The organism is Bradyrhizobium sp. CCH5-F6, from assembly GCF_001556045.1.
GTDB lineage: Bacteria > Pseudomonadota > Alphaproteobacteria > Rhizobiales > Xanthobacteraceae > Bradyrhizobium.
On record NZ_LSIC01000152.1, the window covers coordinates 18,608 to 37,745 of the forward strand.

19 protein-coding genes, 1 tRNA gene and 1 riboswitch are annotated in these 19,138 nt (G+C 62.9%); of the genes, 13 read left to right on the forward strand and 7 right to left on the reverse strand.

Features of this window, described 5'->3' with window-relative positions:
- Window positions 1–2: 2 nt before the first annotated feature.
- Window positions 3–902, forward strand: a complete 900-nt coding sequence (locus AX729_RS26885; protein WP_082770544.1) for a polysaccharide deacetylase family protein — start codon at window positions 3–5, stop codon at window positions 900–902.
- On the opposite strand, the gene AX729_RS40680 is transcribed toward AX729_RS26885, so the two are convergent.
- A complete protein-coding gene (locus AX729_RS40680; protein WP_197433678.1) occupies window positions 899–1,069 on the reverse strand; it encodes a hypothetical protein in 171 nt (56 codons plus the stop codon). The two genes, AX729_RS26885 and AX729_RS40680, sit on opposite strands and share 4 nt — an antisense overlap.
- Window positions 1,070–1,217: 148 nt before the next feature.
- On the opposite strand from AX729_RS40680, the gene AX729_RS26890 reads away from it, so the two are divergent.
- Both AX729_RS26890 and AX729_RS26895 read left to right on the forward strand, forming a co-directional pair.
- Window positions 1,218–1,718, forward strand: coding sequence for a hypothetical protein (locus AX729_RS26890; protein WP_061027255.1), 501 nt, complete (start codon window positions 1,218–1,220; stop codon window positions 1,716–1,718).
- 12 nt (window positions 1,719–1,730) lie between these two features.
- On the forward strand, window positions 1,731–2,204 hold the full coding sequence (locus tag AX729_RS26895) for a hypothetical protein (protein WP_061027256.1): 474 nt from the start codon (window positions 1,731–1,733) through the stop codon (window positions 2,202–2,204).
- Window positions 2,205–2,328: 124 nt separating this feature from the next.
- On the opposite strand, the gene AX729_RS26900 is transcribed toward AX729_RS26895, so the two are convergent.
- From AX729_RS26900 to AX729_RS26910, 3 genes are all read right to left on the reverse strand, one after another.
- On the reverse strand, window positions 2,329–3,258 hold the full coding sequence (locus tag AX729_RS26900) for a CobW family GTP-binding protein (protein WP_061027257.1): 930 nt from the start codon (window positions 3,256–3,258) through the stop codon (window positions 2,329–2,331).
- Window positions 3,259–3,262: 4 nt separating this feature from the next.
- Window positions 3,263–4,753, reverse strand: coding sequence for an amidohydrolase family protein (locus AX729_RS26905; protein WP_061027258.1), 1,491 nt, complete (start codon window positions 4,751–4,753; stop codon window positions 3,263–3,265).
- A 185-nt stretch (window positions 4,754–4,938) separates the two neighbouring features.
- Window positions 4,939–6,147: an alpha/beta hydrolase family protein gene (locus AX729_RS26910; RefSeq protein WP_061027259.1), complete on the reverse strand. Its 1,209-nt coding sequence runs from the start codon at window positions 6,145–6,147 to the stop codon at window positions 4,939–4,941.
- Between the two features lie 827 nt (window positions 6,148–6,974).
- A riboswitch (cobalamin riboswitch) is annotated at window positions 6,975–7,171 on the forward strand.
- A gap of 108 nt (window positions 7,172–7,279) precedes the next feature.
- Here AX729_RS26910 and AX729_RS26915 point away from each other — a divergent pair.
- The 3 genes from AX729_RS26915 (at window position 7,280) to AX729_RS26925 (ending at window position 12,220) form a co-directional block, all read left to right on the forward strand.
- Complete coding sequence (locus AX729_RS26915; protein ID WP_061027260.1) at window positions 7,280–9,553, forward strand: TonB-dependent receptor; 2,274 nt, start codon at window positions 7,280–7,282, stop codon at window positions 9,551–9,553.
- Between the two features lie 2 nt (window positions 9,554–9,555).
- The gene (locus AX729_RS26920) at window positions 9,556–11,001 is read left to right on the forward strand and encodes a PepSY domain-containing protein (protein WP_061027261.1); all 1,446 of its coding nucleotides are present in this window, start codon (window positions 9,556–9,558) and stop codon (window positions 10,999–11,001) included.
- A gap of 193 nt (window positions 11,002–11,194) precedes the next feature.
- Entirely contained in the window at window positions 11,195–12,220 is a 1,026-nt protein-coding gene (locus AX729_RS26925) for an alpha/beta hydrolase (protein ID WP_061027262.1), read from the forward strand.
- Window positions 12,221–12,395: 175 nt separating this feature from the next.
- Here AX729_RS26925 and AX729_RS26930 read toward each other — a convergent pair whose 3' ends face one another.
- Complete coding sequence (locus AX729_RS26930; protein ID WP_061027263.1) at window positions 12,396–12,578, reverse strand: hypothetical protein; 183 nt, start codon at window positions 12,576–12,578, stop codon at window positions 12,396–12,398.
- A 258-nt stretch (window positions 12,579–12,836) separates the two neighbouring features.
- Between AX729_RS26930 and AX729_RS26935 the strand changes: the two genes are divergently transcribed.
- From AX729_RS26935 to AX729_RS26955, 6 genes are all read left to right on the forward strand, one after another.
- Window positions 12,837–13,253, forward strand: a complete 417-nt coding sequence (locus tag AX729_RS26935) for a BA14K family protein (RefSeq protein ID WP_061027264.1) — start codon at window positions 12,837–12,839, stop codon at window positions 13,251–13,253.
- A gap of 314 nt (window positions 13,254–13,567) precedes the next feature.
- Entirely contained in the window at window positions 13,568–13,693 is a 126-nt protein-coding gene (locus AX729_RS41565) for a hypothetical protein (protein WP_283807819.1), read from the forward strand.
- A 99-nt stretch (window positions 13,694–13,792) separates the two neighbouring features.
- Window positions 13,793–14,143, forward strand: a complete 351-nt coding sequence (locus AX729_RS38965) for a hypothetical protein (protein ID WP_245325397.1) — start codon at window positions 13,793–13,795, stop codon at window positions 14,141–14,143.
- A 458-nt stretch (window positions 14,144–14,601) separates the two neighbouring features.
- Window positions 14,602–15,120 carry an Hsp20/alpha crystallin family protein gene (locus AX729_RS26945; protein WP_082770545.1) on the forward strand — a complete coding sequence of 173 codons (519 nt, stop codon included), beginning with the start codon at window positions 14,602–14,604 and terminating at the stop codon, window positions 15,118–15,120.
- A gap of 176 nt (window positions 15,121–15,296) precedes the next feature.
- The gene (locus tag AX729_RS26950; RefSeq protein WP_061027267.1) at window positions 15,297–15,521 is read left to right on the forward strand and encodes a hypothetical protein; all 225 of its coding nucleotides are present in this window, start codon (window positions 15,297–15,299) and stop codon (window positions 15,519–15,521) included.
- Window positions 15,522–15,560: 39 nt separating this feature from the next.
- Complete coding sequence (locus AX729_RS26955) at window positions 15,561–15,851, forward strand: hypothetical protein (protein ID WP_061027268.1); 291 nt, start codon at window positions 15,561–15,563, stop codon at window positions 15,849–15,851.
- A gap of 258 nt (window positions 15,852–16,109) precedes the next feature.
- Here the strand turns inward: AX729_RS26955 and AX729_RS39980 are convergent.
- Window positions 16,110–16,186, reverse strand: a tRNA-Glu gene (locus AX729_RS39980).
- 112 nt (window positions 16,187–16,298) lie between these two features.
- Between AX729_RS39980 and AX729_RS26960 the strand changes: the two genes are divergently transcribed.
- The gene (locus tag AX729_RS26960; RefSeq protein ID WP_021075817.1) at window positions 16,299–17,684 is read left to right on the forward strand and encodes a tyrosine-type recombinase/integrase; all 1,386 of its coding nucleotides are present in this window, start codon (window positions 16,299–16,301) and stop codon (window positions 17,682–17,684) included.
- Window positions 17,685–18,609: 925 nt separating this feature from the next.
- Here AX729_RS26960 and AX729_RS26970 read toward each other — a convergent pair.
- Window positions 18,610–19,138, reverse strand: a 529-nt coding sequence (locus AX729_RS26970; RefSeq protein ID WP_061027269.1) for a nitronate monooxygenase, incomplete at its 5' end; no start/stop codon positions are given.

The window sequence follows — 19,138 nt, forward strand, 5'->3', positions numbered from 1 at the left end:
CCATGTCGATCGAACGCGATCTTCGCGGATATGGCCGGTCACGCCCCGACATCGTCTGGCCCAACGGAGCCCGAGTCGCGGTCTCGCTGGTGGTGAATTTCGAGGAGGGCGCCGAACTCGCGGTCGAGCAGGGCGACGCCGCGACCGAGCAGTATGGCGAGGTCGCATCGACATCGCCGCCGGGCGTGCGCGATCTCGTCCAGGAGCAGGTGTTCGACTACGGCCTGCGCGCCGGCCTGTGGCGGTTCCTCGACACCTTCGCCGCCGCGAAGATTCGTTCCACCTTCATGATGTGCGGACGTGCCGTCGAGCGCGTGCCGGACCTTGCCCGCGCCGTGGTCGAAGCCGGCCACGAACCGGCGGTTCACGGCTGGCGCTGGCTGCCGCACGCGCTCTATGGAGATGCCGAGACGGAGCGTCGTGACATCGAGAAGACGCGCGACGTCATCGCCCGCGCGACCGGGGTGGCTCCGGTCGGCTTCATGTCGCGCGGCAGTCAGAGCCCGTGGACGCGCGATATCCTGATCGGGCTCGGCTTCGCCTACGATTCCAACGCACTCGACGACGATTTGCCCTATTGGAGCCGGTCGCCGCGAGGATCGATGCTGGTCCTGCCCTATGGCTTCGACACCAACGACATGAAGTTTTTCCATCCGAACGGCTTCGTACAGCCGGAGGATTTTTCGAATTATGTGAACGCCGCTCTGGCGACGCTGGTCGAGGAGGCAGAGGGCGGCCGTTCCGCGATGCTGTCGGTCGGATTTCACCTGCGCATTTGCGGCAGGCCCGCGCGCTTCCGCGCAGTGAAGGCCATCCTCGCCGAGCTGGCACGGCTGGAGGGCCGGGTCTGGGTCGCGACGCGCGCCGACATCGCGGCGCATTTTCGTAAAGTCGCGCGCTAAGCCGACCGCACGCCCGCAACGAACGTGCTGACCTTGTCCTGCAGCGATTGCAGCTTCGTCAGCCGGTCGCTCGATTGCAGCACGAAGCCGGCGGCTTGGCCCTCTCCGCGGTTCGGTGGCGCCGGATATGTTTTGCCGGCGCAATTCCGCGCGAGAGCTGCATGCATGCTCCGTCCGAGATACGATCTCTTCCAATCTAGAACACCTCGACATCGCCTCTCCAAGCGTTGACTTGGAAGGGTCTCTGACGGAACGATCGGCGCAGATCATCCGCGCCAGCTCTGACGCGAGGCGCAGCCAAAGGCCAGAGGTTCAATGCATCAATCGACACATACCAGGCCGCTCGACCTTCCTGCGCTGAGCGCAGCGGAGCGGCTCTTCATCTGGGGGTTTAGGGCGAAGGCACGACGCGGAGGCGCCGTTCCGACCGCGGCCGACATCAAGGAGGTGTACGACCATTTCCGCGTTGGCGACGCCGTGCCCTCGCTGGAGTCCATCATCGAGATCTTCGCCTGCACGGCCCACACGGCGATCGAAGTGCACTGCCCGACGTGTCCACGCATGTCGGACAGCGAACGCGGACTTCTGCGCGCCATCGCCGCAGCACAGCAGGATCGCGTCGACATCGCCCGCGAACAGTTCGAGCACTGGCTGCCGCCGGTCGGCGCCGATTGGGCGCTCGCACCGGTCCAGGGGCTTGCAACGATCTTCCGCGTGGCCGGTCTCATCCTGCCCGACCGGCACGTGCGGTCTCACGACCATGATCGGATCATGGCGATGAAGAGCTGGCTGGTCGGAAGCCCCACGCTGCACTGACGAGGACGTCTCATGATGCAGGATGCACGCGATCGCACGGCGGTCGTGGACGCCGGCCAGTCGCAACTTTGTCCGCTCAAAGCCGCGCTTGCGGCGCGACCTTGCGTCGAAAGCTACGATGAGTTCTGCCGCGTCGCACTGTCGCTGTGCCGGTTCATCGGAGCGGCCTACGCCACCGGCGCTTCCGATTGCTGGGAAGCGGCGTATCGCTTCGCGGACGAGGCGCCCGGCGTTGCCGACAGCCCGCTGCTGGTCGCACGGGCTGCCGCACTCGTCAGAGTCCTGCGCAGCGGCCGGCCGTGCGAGCTGTGCTTCATGCCGCCATCCTGCCGGCGCCTGTCGAAGGACGAGGCAGAATTGATGCGCCTGCTGGCAGTCGCACGCCGCAGGCAGCCGGGCGAGCTCGAGTCCATCGTTTGCCAATTCGTCGGTGCCGGCAAGGAGGATGCGGCAACGCGGGCCGTCAACGCGCTTGCGTTCTGCTGAAGTCTGTCGAGCCCCTCTTGCCGGGCACGCTCGATGCACCCAAGGACGCGGGACACGGTATCGCGCGGAATGGTATGTCCACGGGGATGGATTGCCCGTAGCGGATTGAGACGCTATGCGGGCTTCAAACCGCTGCAACGCACGCCTCCATGATGCCGTCGATCTCCGCCTTCGAAAGCACCCCAAGCTCGGCGATGAAGACGATCCGCGTCCGCGGCACGCCTGGTGCCGGCGCATCGCCGGGGGCCAGCGTCGCGCGGCCGGCGGCGAACTGGAAGACCATCATGCGACCGGGCTGCTCGACCGTCTCGAACAGTCCTTTTGCGCGCGCGAGCTTCGGCGCCAGTCGGTTGATGGCCTGCTGCAAGCGGGGCAGCGAGACCGGCTTGTCCGAGGTCCAGCTCAGCGTCTCGAAGCGTTCCTCTGCCGGTCGCCGCGGGCCCGGTTCGCGCGGCTTGGGTGCACGATCGACGTTCGCGGGAAACAGCAGCGCGGCAGGAATTTCACCATGCTGTGCATCGACCACGACGGCGGGAACACGCAGCGCGCGGATGGCCGCGCGCATGCGCGCCCCCGCGCCCGCGTCCGCCAGATCCAGCTTGCTGAGCGCCACGATATCGGCGACGCGCAGCTGCGAACGCTGGAGCGCGTCGTCGAGGGCGGCAGGCGGTGCCGTCGCGTCCATCACGCAGAGCACCGTCTCCAGCGACGCCTCGCGCAGGATCACCGGGTCCATCAGATTACGGACGATGTCGGCGGGATCGGCGACGCCGCTGGTCTCGATGACGATGTAGTCGGGCCTGGGATCGCGCCGCAGCAGCGTCGAGAGCGTGCGCAGCAGATCGCCCTCGAGCGAACAGCAGATGCAGCCATTGGCAAGGCTGACCACGCCGTCGCTGGCGCCCGCGATCAGCTCCGCATCGATGTTGATCGCACCGAAATCGTTGACCACGGCGGCGATCCGCCGCCCCTCCGCATGGGCCAGCAGATGGTTCACGACCGTGGTCTTGCCCGCCCCCAAAAAGCCCGTCACCAGGAGAATGGGGACCGGCATGCGTTCAGCCCTCGACGACGGGACGGCGCACGGCCTTGCCCGGCCGCGCCGCCGCGTCCAGCACGCCGTCGGAGATCAGCGGCTGGCCGCTGACCACGAGATGCCGCACGCCCTCCGAGGGACGGTTCATCGCGGTGAAGGTCGCGCGGTCCGAGAGCTTCTCGTAGTCGAACACGACGATGTCGGCATCCGCGTCTTTCGCGAGCCGGCCCTTGGCGCGCATCGCGGGCGTGCTCTGCGACAGGATCTCCGCCGGGATCAGCGCGCATTTGCGCACGCCTTCCAGCAGCGACACGGTCTTGCGCTCGCGCACCCATTCGCGGATGAATTTCGTGAAGCAGCCGGCAGAGCGCGGATGCGAGGTGGCGTCATCCGGCAGCGGCCAGGCATCGCCGGTATAGGTGCTGCCGTCGGAGAGCGTCCAAGGCATCGCGTCGGAAGCGATCGCGCCGCCGGGATACAGCACCGACATGTCGAGCAGGTCGCGGTGATGCGCATTGTTCTCGGTGTCGAGGATGTGCCAGAGCACCAGCGATGACGGCTCCTCGGCCTGCGCCTTGAGCAGCTCCTCGCGATCGTGGAAGCGGTAGCCGTCGGTGACGCGCTGCACGGAATCGTAGCCGGTGCCGTTGCGCTCGACGAACTCGGGATCGCTGAAGAAGGCGGCGGCCAGCACGGTCGAGCCGGTGCCGTAAGGATAGGCCTCGACCGTGATCGGCAGACCCTGCGCCTGCGCTTTTGCAATCAGCACGCGGCAGCGCTCGACGTCGGTCTTGCTCGACGAGTTGAAATGGCAGATGTGCATGTGCGCGCCGGTGGCACCGGCATAGCCGATCAGGCGGATATAGGCTTCCGCCGCGCTCTCGGGGTCGATGCGCGACATGAAGGCGACGTGGGTGAAGGTCGGCACGTCCTTGGCCGCAGCCAGCTGGCACACCGCGGTCAGCTCCTGCACGCCGGCGCCCGGCGCATAGGCGTTGAGGATGCCGATGCCGATGCCGCCCTCGTTCAGGCCGCGCGCGAGGCGCTCGAGGATGCCGGCGACCTCGGCTTCGCTCGCGACATTGTCGATCCAGCGGCGGTCGCGCATGGCGTTGCCGAACGCCTCCAGCGAGCTCTCCGCATTGGAGCCCGTCATCGCGCCGATGCGGGCAAAGGCCCAGTTGGTGGCGGCGCCGTAGTTCAGCACGCGGCCTTGCCGAGCCTGCCGCTCGTACCAGGATGCGACCGGCAGCACGCCGGCCTCGAGGTCCAGCGTCGTCGTGACGCCGTCGAAGGCCTGCATGCGATCGGCGGGGACCGACTGGCCATGCGCATGCAGATCGATGAAGCCGGGCGCGACCACGAGGCCGGCCGCGTCGATCACGCGCTCCGCGCCGCCGAGGCCGGTGCCGACGGCGGCGATCTTGCCGTCGATCACGGCAATATCCCCCACCGCGTCCATGCCGCTCGCGGGATCCACCACCCGCCCGCCCGAAATCACCAAGCCGCCCATGTCGTCACTCCACCATCAAGGCCGTCGCATCTGCCGGCCTCATCCCGGCCGCATCAAGACAGATTTTCACGGCAGCGACCACCTCCGGCGATGCCAAGGCGGCATGCAGAGCGATGCATGCCCTTCGGATATGCGCGATGGATACACAGCGTCTGGCCGGGATCGTCCCGGCCATGGCGGCCGCATCAAAGCCCGTCGAACCACGCCTTCCACTTCGGCACCGCCGTCGCAAAGGTGCCGCGATGGGTGGTCGGGCCGGTGGAGACGGCTTCGACCGCCGGATTGCCGTTGCCGATCGCCTGCTGATAGGTCATGGCGAGCCGGCCGAGGCCGACACTGATGGCCTCGTCGGTCTCGCCGTAATAATTGCGCACCGGGCTCTTGATGATCCAGCGATAGGCCTGCGTCTGCGCGACGAGCCGGCCGTAGGCCGAAGCCGCGAAAAACTGCGGATCGAAATAGTCGGGGCGGAGCAGCTTGTGCAGGTCGGTCGGCACGGCGGCAGCGTCGTAGGGTTCACGCAAATAGGCCTTGCGAGCCACGTCATAATAGGCATCCGCGATCAGCGAGCGGGCGAGCCCGGGCACGCCATAGTAGTTCTCGAACGAGAACGCCGACAGGATGAACAGCGAGTTCACCCAGCTGGCGTCGTTCTTGCGGGGAAAATTGAGAAAGCCGTTCAGCGCCACGAATATGTCGACCGGCGCGCTGGCGGTCGCGGCGGCGTCGACCTTGACGCCGGCCTGCTCGAGCTTCTCCAGCATCGCCATGGTGACGAAGCCGCCCTGCGACCAGCCGGCGAGAAACAGCTTGGTCGTGGTGAGCTTGAGATGATCGAGCACGGCGCGACTCGCCACGAGCATGTCATAGGTCGCCTGCTGGTGGCTTGCCTTGACCATGTAGCCTTCCGTCTCCGCCGACGTGCCCATCCCGAAATAGTCGGCTCCGATGACGACATATCCCTGCCCCGCGAACTGCGCGATCATCAGCTGGGTTTCGGGCGATTGGTCGGGGAACGAGGGCACCTGCTGCTTGCCGTAGACCGTGCCGTGCTCGTAGGACACCAGCGGAAACGACGTGGCCTGTGCTTCGGGGATCGCGATCAGGCCGGACGCGACCGTCGGCCTGTTGCCGCGCTCGGGCACCACCGACGAATAGGTCACGCGATAGAGCCGGACGGGATTGCGCGCCGGACTGTAGGTTACGGTAATACCGGCGAAGGCGGGCGTATCGACCTGCATAATCCTGTTCAGCCGATCGACATCCCAGCGTGCAATGAACTGATATTGTATCGCAGCAGACAATCTGACGGGCTCACCATCCTGTGCCCCCGCCGGCCAGATGGTGATGACGTGAAGCAGAACGAGGAGGGAAAAGCGCCAGAGCGATGTCATGCAGGGACCCGTTGAAAGTGGATAGGCCGGTGCTACACGGTTTGCATTGAGATTGTGTTTCGCAGCGCTCATGCCGCCCGGAAGGTGGTCCTGCAGAAAAGCATGCTCACAACCGCACGCGTCTGCGTTCTCGCGGCAGGTTTTGCCCGAGTCGTGCCATTCTCCTCACCCTCTCCGAAAGGAAAGGGCGCAGGGAAGACCGGGCGCCGGCTGGCACCCATAAAACCCCCATGCGAAAATGCTGCACGCGCAATGCACAGGGGAGACACAGGGCAGCCGAGACCAGGCCTTCCCTGCGCAATGGTTTGACGGCCTATGCCGCGCTCTCCCGGGAGCCGAGTTCCTTCTGGCCTCCCTCACCTCCGCGAAATGCACGCTACCCGCGCCGGTTGACGCGCTGACGCCTTCGCCGAGGCTTGACCGTAGCAACGACGGCCAGGACCACACGGTTTCGCCGTACGCAGGCCGTCCGGCTTCGCCAATTGGCTCCGCCGGACATGAGCGCCGTCCGTCTTTGCAGGGAGTGCCATGCTCACGAGGTTCATCTCGCCCTGCACGCACAGGCCCCGCCTTGGCGCCGCCCGCGTCCATCGCAAACCCGGCCCGCGTTCGTGACGACGTACGACCGCCCCTTTTGTGGGCCAGGACGAGCCGACAAATACGACAAATCCGAATTTCGGTAAAGTGGAATATTTTCGCGAGGAGGGGTTGACAGTCGATTGAGGCGTTCTGCCAGCGAACGCCGAGCGATCCGCACGTCAGCCGGTCACGGTGCAACGCGCTCATCTGCATCGCGAGACGGCCAGTTGACAGTCCTTTGCAAATAAAACTAGGGTGACTGCGACGGTTCTCCTCCGGGAGATCAATAGGGAATACGGTGCGGGGGGTCCCCCAACGCCGTGGCTGCCCCCGCAACTGTAAGCGGTGAGCCTTCGCCAAACGCCACTGGGCTTGCGAGCCTGGGAAGGCGGCGAACAGGCAACGACCCGCGAGCCAGGAGACCTGCCGTCAGTCGTGGTCACACGCGAGCACATTGGGCGGGGTGTCCTGGTGAGTGTTGAGCTGTCTTGCTCTTGAGACAGCGGCCAAGCTGCGTTCGCGGTGACGTGCCACGTTATCGCGAGTCTATTTGATGACCTCCCCTCCCATCTTCGCGCCATGGCATCGCCGCGCGTTGCTCCGTTCAGTTGCATTCTCCTGCCTCGTGTTGTCGACGGATGGCTGGGCACAGTCCGAAAGCCCGGCCCAGACGCTCGATCCCGTGGTGGTGCAGCCGCCAGCGAGGCCACCGAATGCCCGCAGCACCCGACGCAGCGATGCCACGCGCCTCGCGCGCTCACGCCAGCAGCGAAACGCAGCTGTCGACACGCGTGCTCCGACTGCCAACCCGACGGGTCCCGTATTCGCCGCACCGACGCTCAACCTCACCGGCGCCAGCACGGCCGGTAGCCGCCTGGGCTTGACGCGACTGCAGACGCCGGCCAGCGTGGAGGTGATTTCTTCTGAAACCATTTCTGAACGCGGCCAGCAGAACATCCTCGACGCGGTGACGCAAAACGCCACCGGCTTCACGGCGAGCCCGGCACCGGGCAATGGCGGCGTCTCGTTCAATACCCGCGGCTTCACGGGCCTTGGATCCGTCATGACGCTGTACGACGGCACCCAGCTCTACATCGGCGCCGGGACGGTGACCTTTCCGTTCGACACGTGGTCGACCGAGCGCATCGAGGTGCTGCGCGGCCCTGCGTCGGTGATGTACGGCGCGGGTGCGGTCGGCGGCGCCATCAACGTCGTTTCGAAACTGCCGTCGTGGATCCCTCGCAACCAGGCCGAGATGTCGCTGGACAGCAACATGACGCGTCGAATCGCAGTGGACAGCGGCGGTCCGGTGAGCAAGGACGTCGCCTATCGCATCACCGCCACAGGCAACATGTCGGATGGATGGGTCGATCGTGACAATACCTCCAATGTCGCACTTCATGCCGTGGTTCAGGTCAGGCAGAACGAGGACGTCGTCTGGACGCTGTCTACAGATTACGGTGACCGCAACCCGTCGCGCTACTTCGGCACGCCGCTGATCAACGGCAGGCTCGATGAATCGCTACGCTTCAAGAACTACAACGTCAGCGACAGCCACATCCGCTACCAGGACAGCTGGAACCAGGTGAAGACCGCGTGGCAGATCACCGATGGAATCTCGGTCCAGAACACTCTCTACTACTTGAACTCCAAGCGGCACTGGAAGGACGTCGAAAGCTACGCCTACAATCCTGCCACCGGTCTCATCAACCGAACCAGCTATATCGAGATCTTTCACGATCAGCAGCAGGTCGGCAACCGCATGGACGCGAAATTCCGCGGGCATGTCCTTGGTATGGCCAACGAGTTCCTGGCAGGGTTCGACGTCAACAGCATCAATTTCACCCACACCAACAATTCACCCTATGGCGGCTCGTCGTCCGTCAACCCGTACAGCTTCGTTCCTGGCGTGTTCAACAGCCCGAACCCCACCATTCCCGGCTACGGCAGCGTGACCAACCAGTACGCGCTGTTTGCCGAAAACAGGCTGTCAGTCACCGAGCAGCTGTCCTTGATTGCCGGCATCCGCCAGGACGAACCGACGATCACGCGCACCGACTATGTCACGCCCGCCAACAGTTTCGAAAAATCGTTCTCCTCGACAACCTGGCGCGCCGGGGCGGTCTATACACCGGTCAGGGATCTCGCCTTCTACGCCCAGTATGCCACCGCGGTCGATCCGGTCGGAGGGCTGATCTCACTGTCCTCCGCAAACAAGCAATTCGAGCTCGCCACCGGCAAACAGATCGAGATTGGTGTCAAGCAATCGTTCTGGGGCGGCCGCGGCGAATGGACCTTGGCCGGCTACGAGATCGTGAAGAACAACCTGCTCGCACGCGATCCGAACATTCCTTCGCTGACCGTCCAGGTCGGCCAGCAATCATCGCGCGGTGTCGAAGCATCGGTCGGATTCCTGCTCGATTATGGCTGGCGAATCGATGCCAACACCGCCTTGCTGCGCGCGAAGTATGACGACTTCGTGCAGTCGGTTGGCGGCGTAGCCGTGAACTATGCCGGCAACGTGCCCGTCAATGTCCCGCAGACCGTCTCCAACATCTGGGCGACGTGGGCCTTTGCACCGAACTGGTCGGCCAACGCGGGCGTGCAGATCGTCGGCAAGACCTATGCGGACAATGCCAACACGGTGACACGCCCGGCCTACAACGTCGTCAATGCAGGTGTTCAGTGGAAGCCTGATCTCAACACCACCGTGTCGTTCCGCATCTACAATCTCTTCGACGAGGTGTACACGACCTCCGGCGGCACGACCCAGTGGCTGCTCGGCATGCCCCGCACGGCGCAACTGGCTGTCAACGTGAAGTTCTGAGCGTGGCACGCGCCCTGAAACGCACGCTCCGGCGGTGGCTGTACATCGGCCACCGGTGGATCGGCATCGTCACCTGCCTGTTTTTCGCCATGTGGTTCATTTCCGGCGTGGTGATGATGTATGTCGCTTTTCCCGGCCTTTCCGACAAGGAAAGGCTGGCAGCGCTTCCCGACATTCAATGGGAGAAGGTGGCGCTGTCGCCCGACGACGCGATGAAGGCGGCGGGCGCCACACGCTATCCGCGCGATCTCCGGCTTTCCATGCTGGCCGAAGAGCCGGTGTATCGGATCGCCGGCTGGGACGGCAAGCGGCAGGCGGTCTCCGCAACAGATGGCCGCCTCATCACGGACGTTTCCGAACGGCAGGCGCTCGCGGTCGCGCAACGTCATCCCGCGAGCAACTCACCGCAACTCGAAGACATCATCGACCGCGACCAATGGAGCGTGACGGCCCGTTACGATCAGCTGAGACCGCTTTACCTCATCGGGCTCGGCGACAACGCCGGCACCAAGCTCTATGTCTCCTCGCGTTCCGGCGAGATCGTGCTCGACACCAACCGCACCGAGCGCGTCTGGAACTGGCTCGGCTCGATCCCGCACTGGATCTACCCGACCGTGTTGCGCAAGGACGGGCCGTTGTGGCGGCTCGTCGTGCTTTGGATCTCCGGTATCTGCCTGATCGTCGGCGTCACCGGCATCTGGATCGGCATCCTTCGCGTGCGACTGAAGCGGCGCTATGCGAGCGGCAGGATCACGCCGTATCGTGGCTGGATGGCGTGGCACCACGTCACCGGCCTGATCGCGGGCATCTTCGTGCTGACCTGGACGTTCTCCGGTTGGCTTTCGCTCAATCCCGGCGAATATTTCGCAGGCCGCAACACGACCGGCGAGGTGCTGCAGCGCTATGCCGGCCACGATGCGCCGACGATCGCGACGAAGCTGCCAACGCCGCAATCCGCCGCGGTGGAAGCGCGCTTTGTCTGGCTCGATGGCAGCCCGATAATCGTCGCCGCATCGCGTGACGGCACGCAGAGGCCGCTGGATGTGGCCTCGGGCCGTATCACGGCACTCCCGCAGGATAGCCTTTGGACTGCCGCAACAAGACTTCTGCCGCAAGCCCGCGTGGCGGAGCGCGTGGTCCTCGAAGAATACGACGCCTACTGGTATGCGCATCATCACGACCGCGAGCTGCCGGTGCTGCGCGCCGTGTTTGATGATGACGCGAAAACGTGGTTTCACATCAGCCCTGTGACGGGCGACATCCTTGGCCGCGTCGACAGCAGCCGTCGCACATATCGTTGGCTGTTCAACGCGCTGCACAGTTTCGATTTCCGGTTGCTGCTGATGCATCGCCCGGCCTGGGACATCGTGGTTTGGCTGCTGTCGATCCTCGGCACCATCGTCTCGGTGAGCGGCGTCGTCATGGGCTGGCGCCGTCTGCGTCGTTGAAGCAAACCCGCTTCGAATGAGCATGAGAGCGACGCGGCCCGATCGACCGGTCGCCGCAGGTTCCGGACGGCGAACGCCGGCGCCGCAATCATGCGACGGATCGCGAAGCTGCTCCGCCGTCTTCTCGCCCCCATTGTCATTCAGGGAGGCGGCGGGGCGGCGTTATGGTGGGCAAAGTTCCCAAAGGTTCCATGTGATCGACCGACGTCTCCCGCTACGCGACTCCCGTCATGCCGTATCTCGCCGCGCTTTCCTCGGCGGACTTGCGTCGGCCGGGAGTGCCCTCGCACTCGGCGGATGCGCCGGCCTGGGTGCGACCGGCGCACGCTTCGACGCGTCCTCGCTCTCCGCTGACCCAACATTGCTCGTCATCACCACGCGCAAGCCCGTGAACGGCGGCCGCACCAAACCCTGGTTCGGGCCGGAGCGCGCGACGAGCATGACGGTCGCGCAGGCCAGGCTGGTCGCCCCGGACGAGAGCCGTCTTTCCCTCGCCTCCGTCGGACTCGGGAATTGGCGTCTCGACCGGATCGAGCCGGTGACGGCCGAGGCCGGCGATCTCGCTGCGCAGGCCGGCGGCGGAGACGTGCTGATCTATGTGCACGGCTTCAAGCAGACGTTCGAGACCGCGGTGCTCGATGCCGCCCATCTCTCCGATGGAATCAGGTTCCGCGGACGGACCATGGCGTTTTCCTGGCCCTCCAAGGCCGGATTGTTCGACTATGCCTATGACCGCGACAGCGCGATGTGGTCCCGCGACGAATTCGAGCGCGTGCTCTCTTCCCTTGTGTCGGCCCCGAGCGCCGGCCGCGTGCACATCGTTGCGCATAGCATGGGAACCATGCTGACGCTCGAAAGCCTGCGTCAGCTCTATGCACGATACGGCGACACCGTGACGAGCAAGATCGGCGGGGTCGTGTTTGCCGCGCCCGACATCGACATGGACGTGTTCTCGTCGGCGGTCCAGCGCATCGGGCCGCTCGCCGGCAAGATCACCGTGATCGCCGCGACGAACGATCGCGCCCTCGCACTATCGGGACAGCTCGCAGGCGGAATGACCAGGGTCGGCGCCGCCGAGAAGGCCGCCATCGCGCGCCTCGGCGTCCGCGTGGTCGATGCGTCAGCCGAAGGCTGGGGCATCGTCAACCACGACCTGTTCCTGTCGAATGCGGAGGTGCAGCGGGTGATCCGCCGCTCGATCGACGGCACGATGGCGTGAGAGAGCGGCTGCGCGGAGCCATGCGAAGAGCTCGCTCCTGCCAACGCCGCCTGCACCGGACGCGCAGTATCGGCGTTGAGCTTCGCTTTTTTGACGCGCTTCGCGCGCCGGTTCGATCTGCTGCGTGAGTGCCGCATCCTTTCACGCAGCACATCGGCGGCGAATTGCCGGTCGGCTATAGCCAATTGATTCCCGCCAGCGGCAACAGCCGTTGAAGGATCGCGGCCAGGCAGACCAGCCCCACCAATAGTTTGAGAAGACCCGCCAAACGGGATTCATTGACAAACTTGTCGATGGCCCAGAAACAAATTGCCCCGACGACGCAAATGATCAAGATCCCGATGATGAGTGAAAGCATGGAAGCCCCTTGTTCTGTCGTGGCAGCACATGCATGCGCCACCGCGGATGAAAGGAAGAGATCAGCGCTCGCTCATGCGCACTGCTTCGCGAATATCTCCGAAGAGCAAGTTAAGTCTGTCCGATCGATGCTCGCTCACGTTGCGCTGGATCAATTCACGCAAGCTTTCCCGGATCATTATGACGCGTCCCTTCCCGAAGATGGCCGGCTGCGCTGAAGGCAGCCGCTCTGCCGGAAAATGCAATTGGAGATGCTGTCATGAACAAGACGTCCAAGACTGTGCTTCTTGCGCTCATCGTCGCCACCACACCGTGGTTCGTCGCGCCAGTCACGGCGGCGCCGGCAACCTCCGCGCTGATGCTACGAGGTGCGGTGGCGCCATCGGTAGAGACCGTGCAATATCGCCGCGGCTGGCGCGGTGGTTATCATGGCGGTGCAGGCATTGGAATTGGTGCAGGCATCGCTGGCGCGCTGATCGGCGGGGCAATCGTTGGCGCGACGCAGCCCTACGGCTATTACGGCTACGCTCCCGGCTATTACGGGCCGGCCTATGTCGTTCCGGGACCCTATGTTGGTGGCGACGCAGTCGGCTATTGCGCGCGACGCTTCAGGTCCTATGACCCGTATTCCGGCACCTATCTCGGCTACGACGGCCTAAGGCATCCCTGCCCGTGAGTATGGCAACCTAAAGTCTCGGCAGTCTGATATTAGTGGTCGTATTGGACTGCCGACAGGCATTCGCAATCGGCATTGATCCACATCAATTGGTGCGCAAAAAACAAATCCGCCACAGCGGGAACGCCTGCCCGCCGCTTCTATTCGTTCATTGTCCAGTTCCGGACGAACTAGAATTGGTGGATTCCATGAAAAGGACCCTATTGGCGACGGTCGCAGTCCTTGCGCTCGCTTCGCCGTCAGTCGCGGCTGAGACGGGCAAGACCGTTGGGCAATCGCCCTCATCGTTTTACCTGGCTCAGGATAGCGCGACCATGAAATGTCAGATCGTCGAGAGCCAGCCTGCGACCGGCAGCAACATGAAGGTTGTCGGCGCCGCCCACACGACAAAGGCTTCCGCGGAAGCGGCTTTGAAAGCCGACAAGACTTGCGCCAAGTGATCGATCAAGTCGCGGCGCGAGTGCAGTGGCGGGTCTATTGCTTCGCCAGAAGCAAAGTCACTTGCCGCTTGAGATGCTCCAAGTTCGAGAGGTACAGCGATGAACAGGCAGACTAGGACATGCGCGATTGCCGCCGCGCTCTTCGGCGCCGCGATGCTCGGCTCTCCTTCAGGGGCAGCTCCGATCTCGCCGAGCTCGCCTCTTCTGACAGAAGGGACGTCCTCGTCCGAAGTGACGGAGGTCCGCTATCGACGCCACTACCGCGGTCGCATCTATCGGGCTGCTCCCGGGGCGGCCATTGGTCTTGGAGTTCTTGGTGCCGCGGCCGGAGCCGCCGCCTATGGGGCCTACGGCCCCGGCTACTACGGTCCGGGTTACGCGCCGGGCTACGCACCAGGTTACTACGGCGGTCCCTACCCGTATCGCCGCCAATACTACGCCCCGTACTAAGGGCACCTTTGACGCCGTTTGGGTAGCAAGCTCTGGCGGTACGCACCACTGAACGCGCTTTCAAGCGACAGTCGCTCGAAAACACGATTGGCGCTGCGGTTCAGCAACCGCGGTGACGGATCGGCGGTGGCGCCGACGGTCAGGGCGCGCGATTTACGGTGGTGTTTTCTGGGGTTAAGGCGCCTTCAACAAACACCCCGGACTGTTGACGGCCGCCGCCATGATGAAGAGGGGCGCCGGCCTCCAGCGCGGATAGGCGCGCTTTCAATGCACCGATGCAAGCTCGTTGAGTGTCATTGTGTCAACTTCGTTGACGCGCTCTCTTGCTTGCGGGCTTCATCATCATTGCCGGCCTTTCCGCTTCGGAATAACCCGCCGATTTTTGCGCTAAATCAAGGTAGCCGCGAGCGCGAGGAGCAGGCTCTATTCTATATTTCTTCAACCTGTGGAGAAGCCAGATGAGCCTTCCGAGATTGTGGACCACCAGCCTGGAGCCCTCATTCGACCCGTTCAGGGCCATGCGGCGTGAAATGGAAAACGCATTTCGCGCCTTTGATCAGGGTTCGCCGTCTCCCAGCATTGGGGCGGGGGCGCCGGCAATCAATGTGGCGGAAACCAAGGATGCTTTCGAAGTGACAGCCGAACTTCCCGGCGTGGACGAGAAAGATATCAAGGTCAGCCTGGACGGCAACCAGCTGGTTATCTCCGGCGAGAAAAAAGCGGAGAGCACGACAGATGAAAAGGACTGGCACGTCGAGGAGCGCAGCTACGGCTCATTCTATCGATCGATGTCTCTACCTTTCGAACCGGAAGACGGAGCCGTCGAAGCACATTTCGACAAGGGCGTGCTGCATCTCGCCATCAGGAAGCCCGCCAAGGCAGTGAAGACCACCAAGACGATCGATATCAAGACCGGCGCTCCCCCGAGCGCGAGCCCCGCACCAAACAGTGCCGCTGCACCTGGCAAGGCTGCCTAGCCCTGTGCGGTCGTCGCCGAAAGCCGGAGACCCGAACCAGATGAGCTGGTCGCGGTCTCCGGATTTTGTCATTCGTCTTCACCGATGCCGCTATCGAATGTGTCTTCGCAGCTTGATCGGCTTTTCGGTATCAGCGAGGCCCCCTGTCACGCGCCTGCGATACGATGAGAGCTCCGATGAAAAAGCCAGTTCGCTCAATTGACGATCCTGAGCAGAAGGTGCCACGTGCTGACAGGCCGCCGTCGGAAGGATTTGTGGTCGTTGTCGACGGACACTTCAAGTCGGAGTTTGAGACGGCCGAGGCGGCTGAATCATCGGGTCGTAAACTGAAATCGACTTACCCGATGCTCAAGATCGAAATCTATGACGCCGCTACAAGGGTCCGAACCTTGTTGGGCTAAGAAGCTTAGCTATCGCACGGTCCTCGTCGGGAGCGGAAAATGGCCTTCCTAAAAAGAGAACTGTATCGCCAGGTGAAGGGCCCCGAGATCACACACGAGGATCGTTGTTTCCTTGTCTTCGATACCGACACCAAGAACTTGTATGTCGAGCGAGAGGCACATTTGGAGACAGGCCCTGGGGGCACAGTCGAATTCCAAGCAGCGACAATGGATATTGCGGACTATCTAACGCAGGGCGGTCAAACCGCTGGTCACCGCGAACTTTGGCGTTTGCTGAAAGCGCTCTTCAATGAGGACCGGGACGGTGCCGGCTCCTCTCATGAGATATAACTTCGCCGTACCTCTTCGCAGCCATGATCTGATGAACTGCGCGCCCAAGCCGACTGGCCCGGCGCCGCGAGCACGACGACCTTTGGCGGCGTCATGTTAGGCTTTGCTTCTCTTTTACAATCGGCAATCCCTGTGGGTACCGACTCGTGATCTTGGGCGAATCGTGTCTAGCGCCCCACTTCGTCCGTTGGGAGCGCCGTCGGATTTCTGGATTCGATTTGGACTCGCGAGACGAGGCTCCAGCTAAGTCCTTGATCTTGGCGCTCCCTAGGGGAATCGAACCCCTGTTTCAGCCTTGAGAGGGCCAAATAATGAGTCCTTCTCCGTTCGCCACCGTCCGCCGACGTTCAATAATTTCAATAGGTTGAATGCCCATAGTCCAGTATTGTTCGCCAATGTACATGGGTTTATATTCAACGGATATTCGACGTAAAATCGGCGAACGCTATGTCAAAGACACTCACCGAGGCTCAGATCACGACGGCTAAAGCGCGCTCTAGGCTCGAGCTTGGCGTACATTGGCGCCGCCTCGATGCGGAAGCGCATCTGGGCTATCGTAAAGGAAAACGGGGCGGCGTTTGGCTTGTTCGCTGGCGTAATCACCACGAAGGCGGTAACTACAAGCAGGCGCAAGTCGGCATCACAAACGACATCAATGACAAGCGCGCCGAAGGGATTCTGACCTTCGAACAGGCCGTGAGAACGGCTCGGGAGGCCGTAGCTCGAGCCAGAACAGAGGCCGCGTCGCAGGCGGCGGGCCCGGCTCCTACCGTGCGATCGGCCGTTGAATCCTACATCAAGGAACGCGACGCTCGAGAAAGACGCCGAACAGGTCGCGACGTCCGATCCGACGCCGGTACCAAGCTGCGGCGCTACGTTCTCGGTCAAGAAAAGCGCGGCAATCAGGAAGCTGCGGGAGCTGCTCCTCTCGCATCAGTGCAACTGCATGCCCTGAAAGAAGACGACTTGATAACGTGGCGTGAGGGTTTGCCGAAGGACTTAAAGGTCACGACCAAGCAGCGGTTCGTGAATGACCTCAAGGCCGCACTAAATGCCGCGTGGCCCCGGCTTTCCGCAGATCGGAAGAAACTAAATCCGACGTTCCTCGCCATTGTGAAGGCCGGCTTCAAAGCCGAGCGGGTCGATGATGATGATCATGTGTCGGTTGCTCGAGATAACCAGATTCTCACGGATGAAGAGGTTGGCGCCATCCTTCAAGCTGCGTGTGAAGTCGATCAGGAGCAAGGATTTGATGGCGATCTATACCGGATCGTCGTGTGTCTGGCCGCGACCGGCGCGCGGTATGCCCAGGTGAGGCGAATGCGCGTGGGTGACGTACAGGTTTCTGCACGACGTCTGATGGTGCCGGGCTCCTACAAGGGGCGCGGCGGCAATAGTGGCTCAGACCCGGTCCCAGTGGGCGACGATGTGATTGAGGTGCTCTTGCCCGCAATCGCTGGGCGGCCAAGCGATGCACCTCTTTTCGAGCGATGGATCCATGAACAGGAGCCGAGCGGTATCGCGTGGAAGAAGTCTGAACGCGGTCCGTGGAAAAGAGGCGAACTTGCACGTCCCTGGAAGGCCATTCGCCAGCGCGCCGGTATGCCGGAGGTGATTCCCTATGCTTTGCGGCACTCGAGCATCGTGCGCGGTCTCCGAAAGGGCTTGCCCATCCAACAGGTCGCCAAACTGCACAACACCTCAGTCAAAATGATCGAGCGGCACTACGCGAAATACATTGCGACCGCCTTGGAAGACCTCGCAAGAGCGGCAGTCGTGTCCCTGGTGCCGCGGAGCGATGGAAACGTGGTGCCGATAGGAAAACGCGCGTAAGGGATCATCCTGCAATTTTGATCGAATTCATTCATCTGATGGCGCCGGTAATCACGCGACAAGATCCGCACCAAACTTGCCGCCTGATCTTTCCAAGAGCGTTACCAGAAGCCGTCCCGATGATGCGGCGGCTCTTCACACGGGAGAGGTCCAAGGTTCGATCCCCTGTGCGTCCACCATCCGGCCTTTCTGTTCAAAGACTTAGCAATCGAATCCCTGGAGCTGTGCCCCAGCAAAGTTGGGGCACAATAGGGGCACCTTGTTCGGCACGGTTGACGAAAATCGCTCCGCCGTTGCCTGCCCCTCACTGCTTCAATTTGGCGATACGGTGCTCCCCGGCTCCGAACAACTCCGCCAATGACCCTCGTCGGCAATGGTACGGCAAACTCCCCAATCAACTCGACGGCCATTTGCAGCAAAAGAGTCGATCAACTCATCGACGATTTGAATCACGCGCGGTCGTAACCGCTCCATCTCCTTGGGCGAAAAATACTTCGCGAGCGCTCCGCGCAACCTCTGGTGCTGCGGAGGGTCGCGAAAAACCATCCAATTCTCCAGCACGCCCGTCACTATCTCGATCTTTTCTCGCATTTGTCCGGACATGTCGCCACAAAAGGCGTGAACTTCTCCACCGAAAAGCGCTGATCAAGCAGAATGTTGCTGACGAGGTCATGCCGGGTGACAACCCAGCCTCTGAGCGAATGACTCCAGCAGACGGGGGCATTCGCGCGGAGCCTCCGGTAGGCCGCGTGCTGGTCGGCGATGAAATCGGGATGCTTCGGATCAACCGTCGGTGACATTAGATGATCTCACTTGAGCCGCGCGTACGTAAGCAATACCGGTCCCAACGCGCCGCTCCGCAACAAGCCGCGCCGCCTGCAAGTCTGGGTGGTTGACTTCCACGATTGGCGTGGTGTCCTTCGACCTACTCATGCAACGTGCCCGAAAGCCGTTCTACAGCTTCCGCATAATCCTTCATGAAATCGGCGACGACCGACCGTGCCGACTGCTCCGTATTCATCAGGCCGACCGCCTGGCCTACGAAGTATGCCGCAAGATTCTTTGCGCCGTCGTGACCGCTCTCTGCGAGCTTATCGACCTTGGCCATAGGCGGCCGACTGAGTAGTCCCTGAAGCGGCATCGCCAGGGGCTCCGGCGCATCTTTGGCGCCCCAGGCATCCGACCAGGCCGACTGCAACTGTCGCGTCGGCTTGCCCGTGCGGCTCCGGGAACGGACGGTGTTGCGCGACGTCGCCTTCAGCATCTTCTGCTTGACCGTGGGCGTCGTCTCGGCCTCGACGGTCGTCAGCCAAACCGACCCACACCAGACGCCCGCTGCGCCCATCGCCATGCAGGCGGCCATCTGCCGGCCTGTTGCTATGCCACCCGCGGCTAAAACATCGATGTTTTCGTAAGGCTCGATGGCCTGCAAGACCTCGGGGACGAGTACCATC

What these genes read in the sequence shown, in the direction of transcription:
- AX729_RS26885 (WP_082770544.1), top strand. Translation starts at nt 3, where the DNA reads ATGTCGATCGAACGCGATCTTCGCGGATATGGCCGGTCACGCCCCGAC.
- AX729_RS40680 (WP_197433678.1), bottom strand. Translation starts at nt 1,069, where the DNA reads ATGCATGCAGCTCTCGCGCGGAATTGCGCCGGCAAAACATATCCGGCG.
- AX729_RS26890 (WP_061027255.1), top strand. Translation starts at nt 1,218, where the DNA reads ATGCATCAATCGACACATACCAGGCCGCTCGACCTTCCTGCGCTGAGC.
- AX729_RS26895 (WP_061027256.1), top strand. Translation starts at nt 1,731, where the DNA reads ATGATGCAGGATGCACGCGATCGCACGGCGGTCGTGGACGCCGGCCAG.
- AX729_RS26900 (WP_061027257.1), bottom strand. Translation starts at nt 3,258, where the DNA reads ATGCCGGTCCCCATTCTCCTGGTGACGGGCTTTTTGGGGGCGGGCAAG.
- AX729_RS26905 (WP_061027258.1), bottom strand. Translation starts at nt 4,753, where the DNA reads ATGGGCGGCTTGGTGATTTCGGGCGGGCGGGTGGTGGATCCCGCGAGC.
- AX729_RS26910 (WP_061027259.1), bottom strand. Translation starts at nt 6,147, where the DNA reads ATGACATCGCTCTGGCGCTTTTCCCTCCTCGTTCTGCTTCACGTCATC.
- AX729_RS26915 (WP_061027260.1), top strand. Translation starts at nt 7,280, where the DNA reads ATGACCTCCCCTCCCATCTTCGCGCCATGGCATCGCCGCGCGTTGCTC.
- AX729_RS26930 (WP_061027263.1), bottom strand. Translation starts at nt 12,578, where the DNA reads ATGCTTTCACTCATCATCGGGATCTTGATCATTTGCGTCGTCGGGGCA.
- AX729_RS26935 (WP_061027264.1), top strand. Translation starts at nt 12,837, where the DNA reads ATGAACAAGACGTCCAAGACTGTGCTTCTTGCGCTCATCGTCGCCACC.
- AX729_RS41565 (WP_283807819.1), top strand. Translation starts at nt 13,568, where the DNA reads ATGAAATGTCAGATCGTCGAGAGCCAGCCTGCGACCGGCAGCAACATG.
- AX729_RS38965 (WP_245325397.1), top strand. Translation starts at nt 13,793, where the DNA reads ATGAACAGGCAGACTAGGACATGCGCGATTGCCGCCGCGCTCTTCGGC.
- AX729_RS26945 (WP_082770545.1), top strand. Translation starts at nt 14,602, where the DNA reads ATGAGCCTTCCGAGATTGTGGACCACCAGCCTGGAGCCCTCATTCGAC.
- AX729_RS26950 (WP_061027267.1), top strand. Translation starts at nt 15,297, where the DNA reads ATGAAAAAGCCAGTTCGCTCAATTGACGATCCTGAGCAGAAGGTGCCA.
- AX729_RS26955 (WP_061027268.1), top strand. Translation starts at nt 15,561, where the DNA reads ATGGCCTTCCTAAAAAGAGAACTGTATCGCCAGGTGAAGGGCCCCGAG.
- AX729_RS26960 (WP_021075817.1), top strand. Translation starts at nt 16,299, where the DNA reads ATGTCAAAGACACTCACCGAGGCTCAGATCACGACGGCTAAAGCGCGC.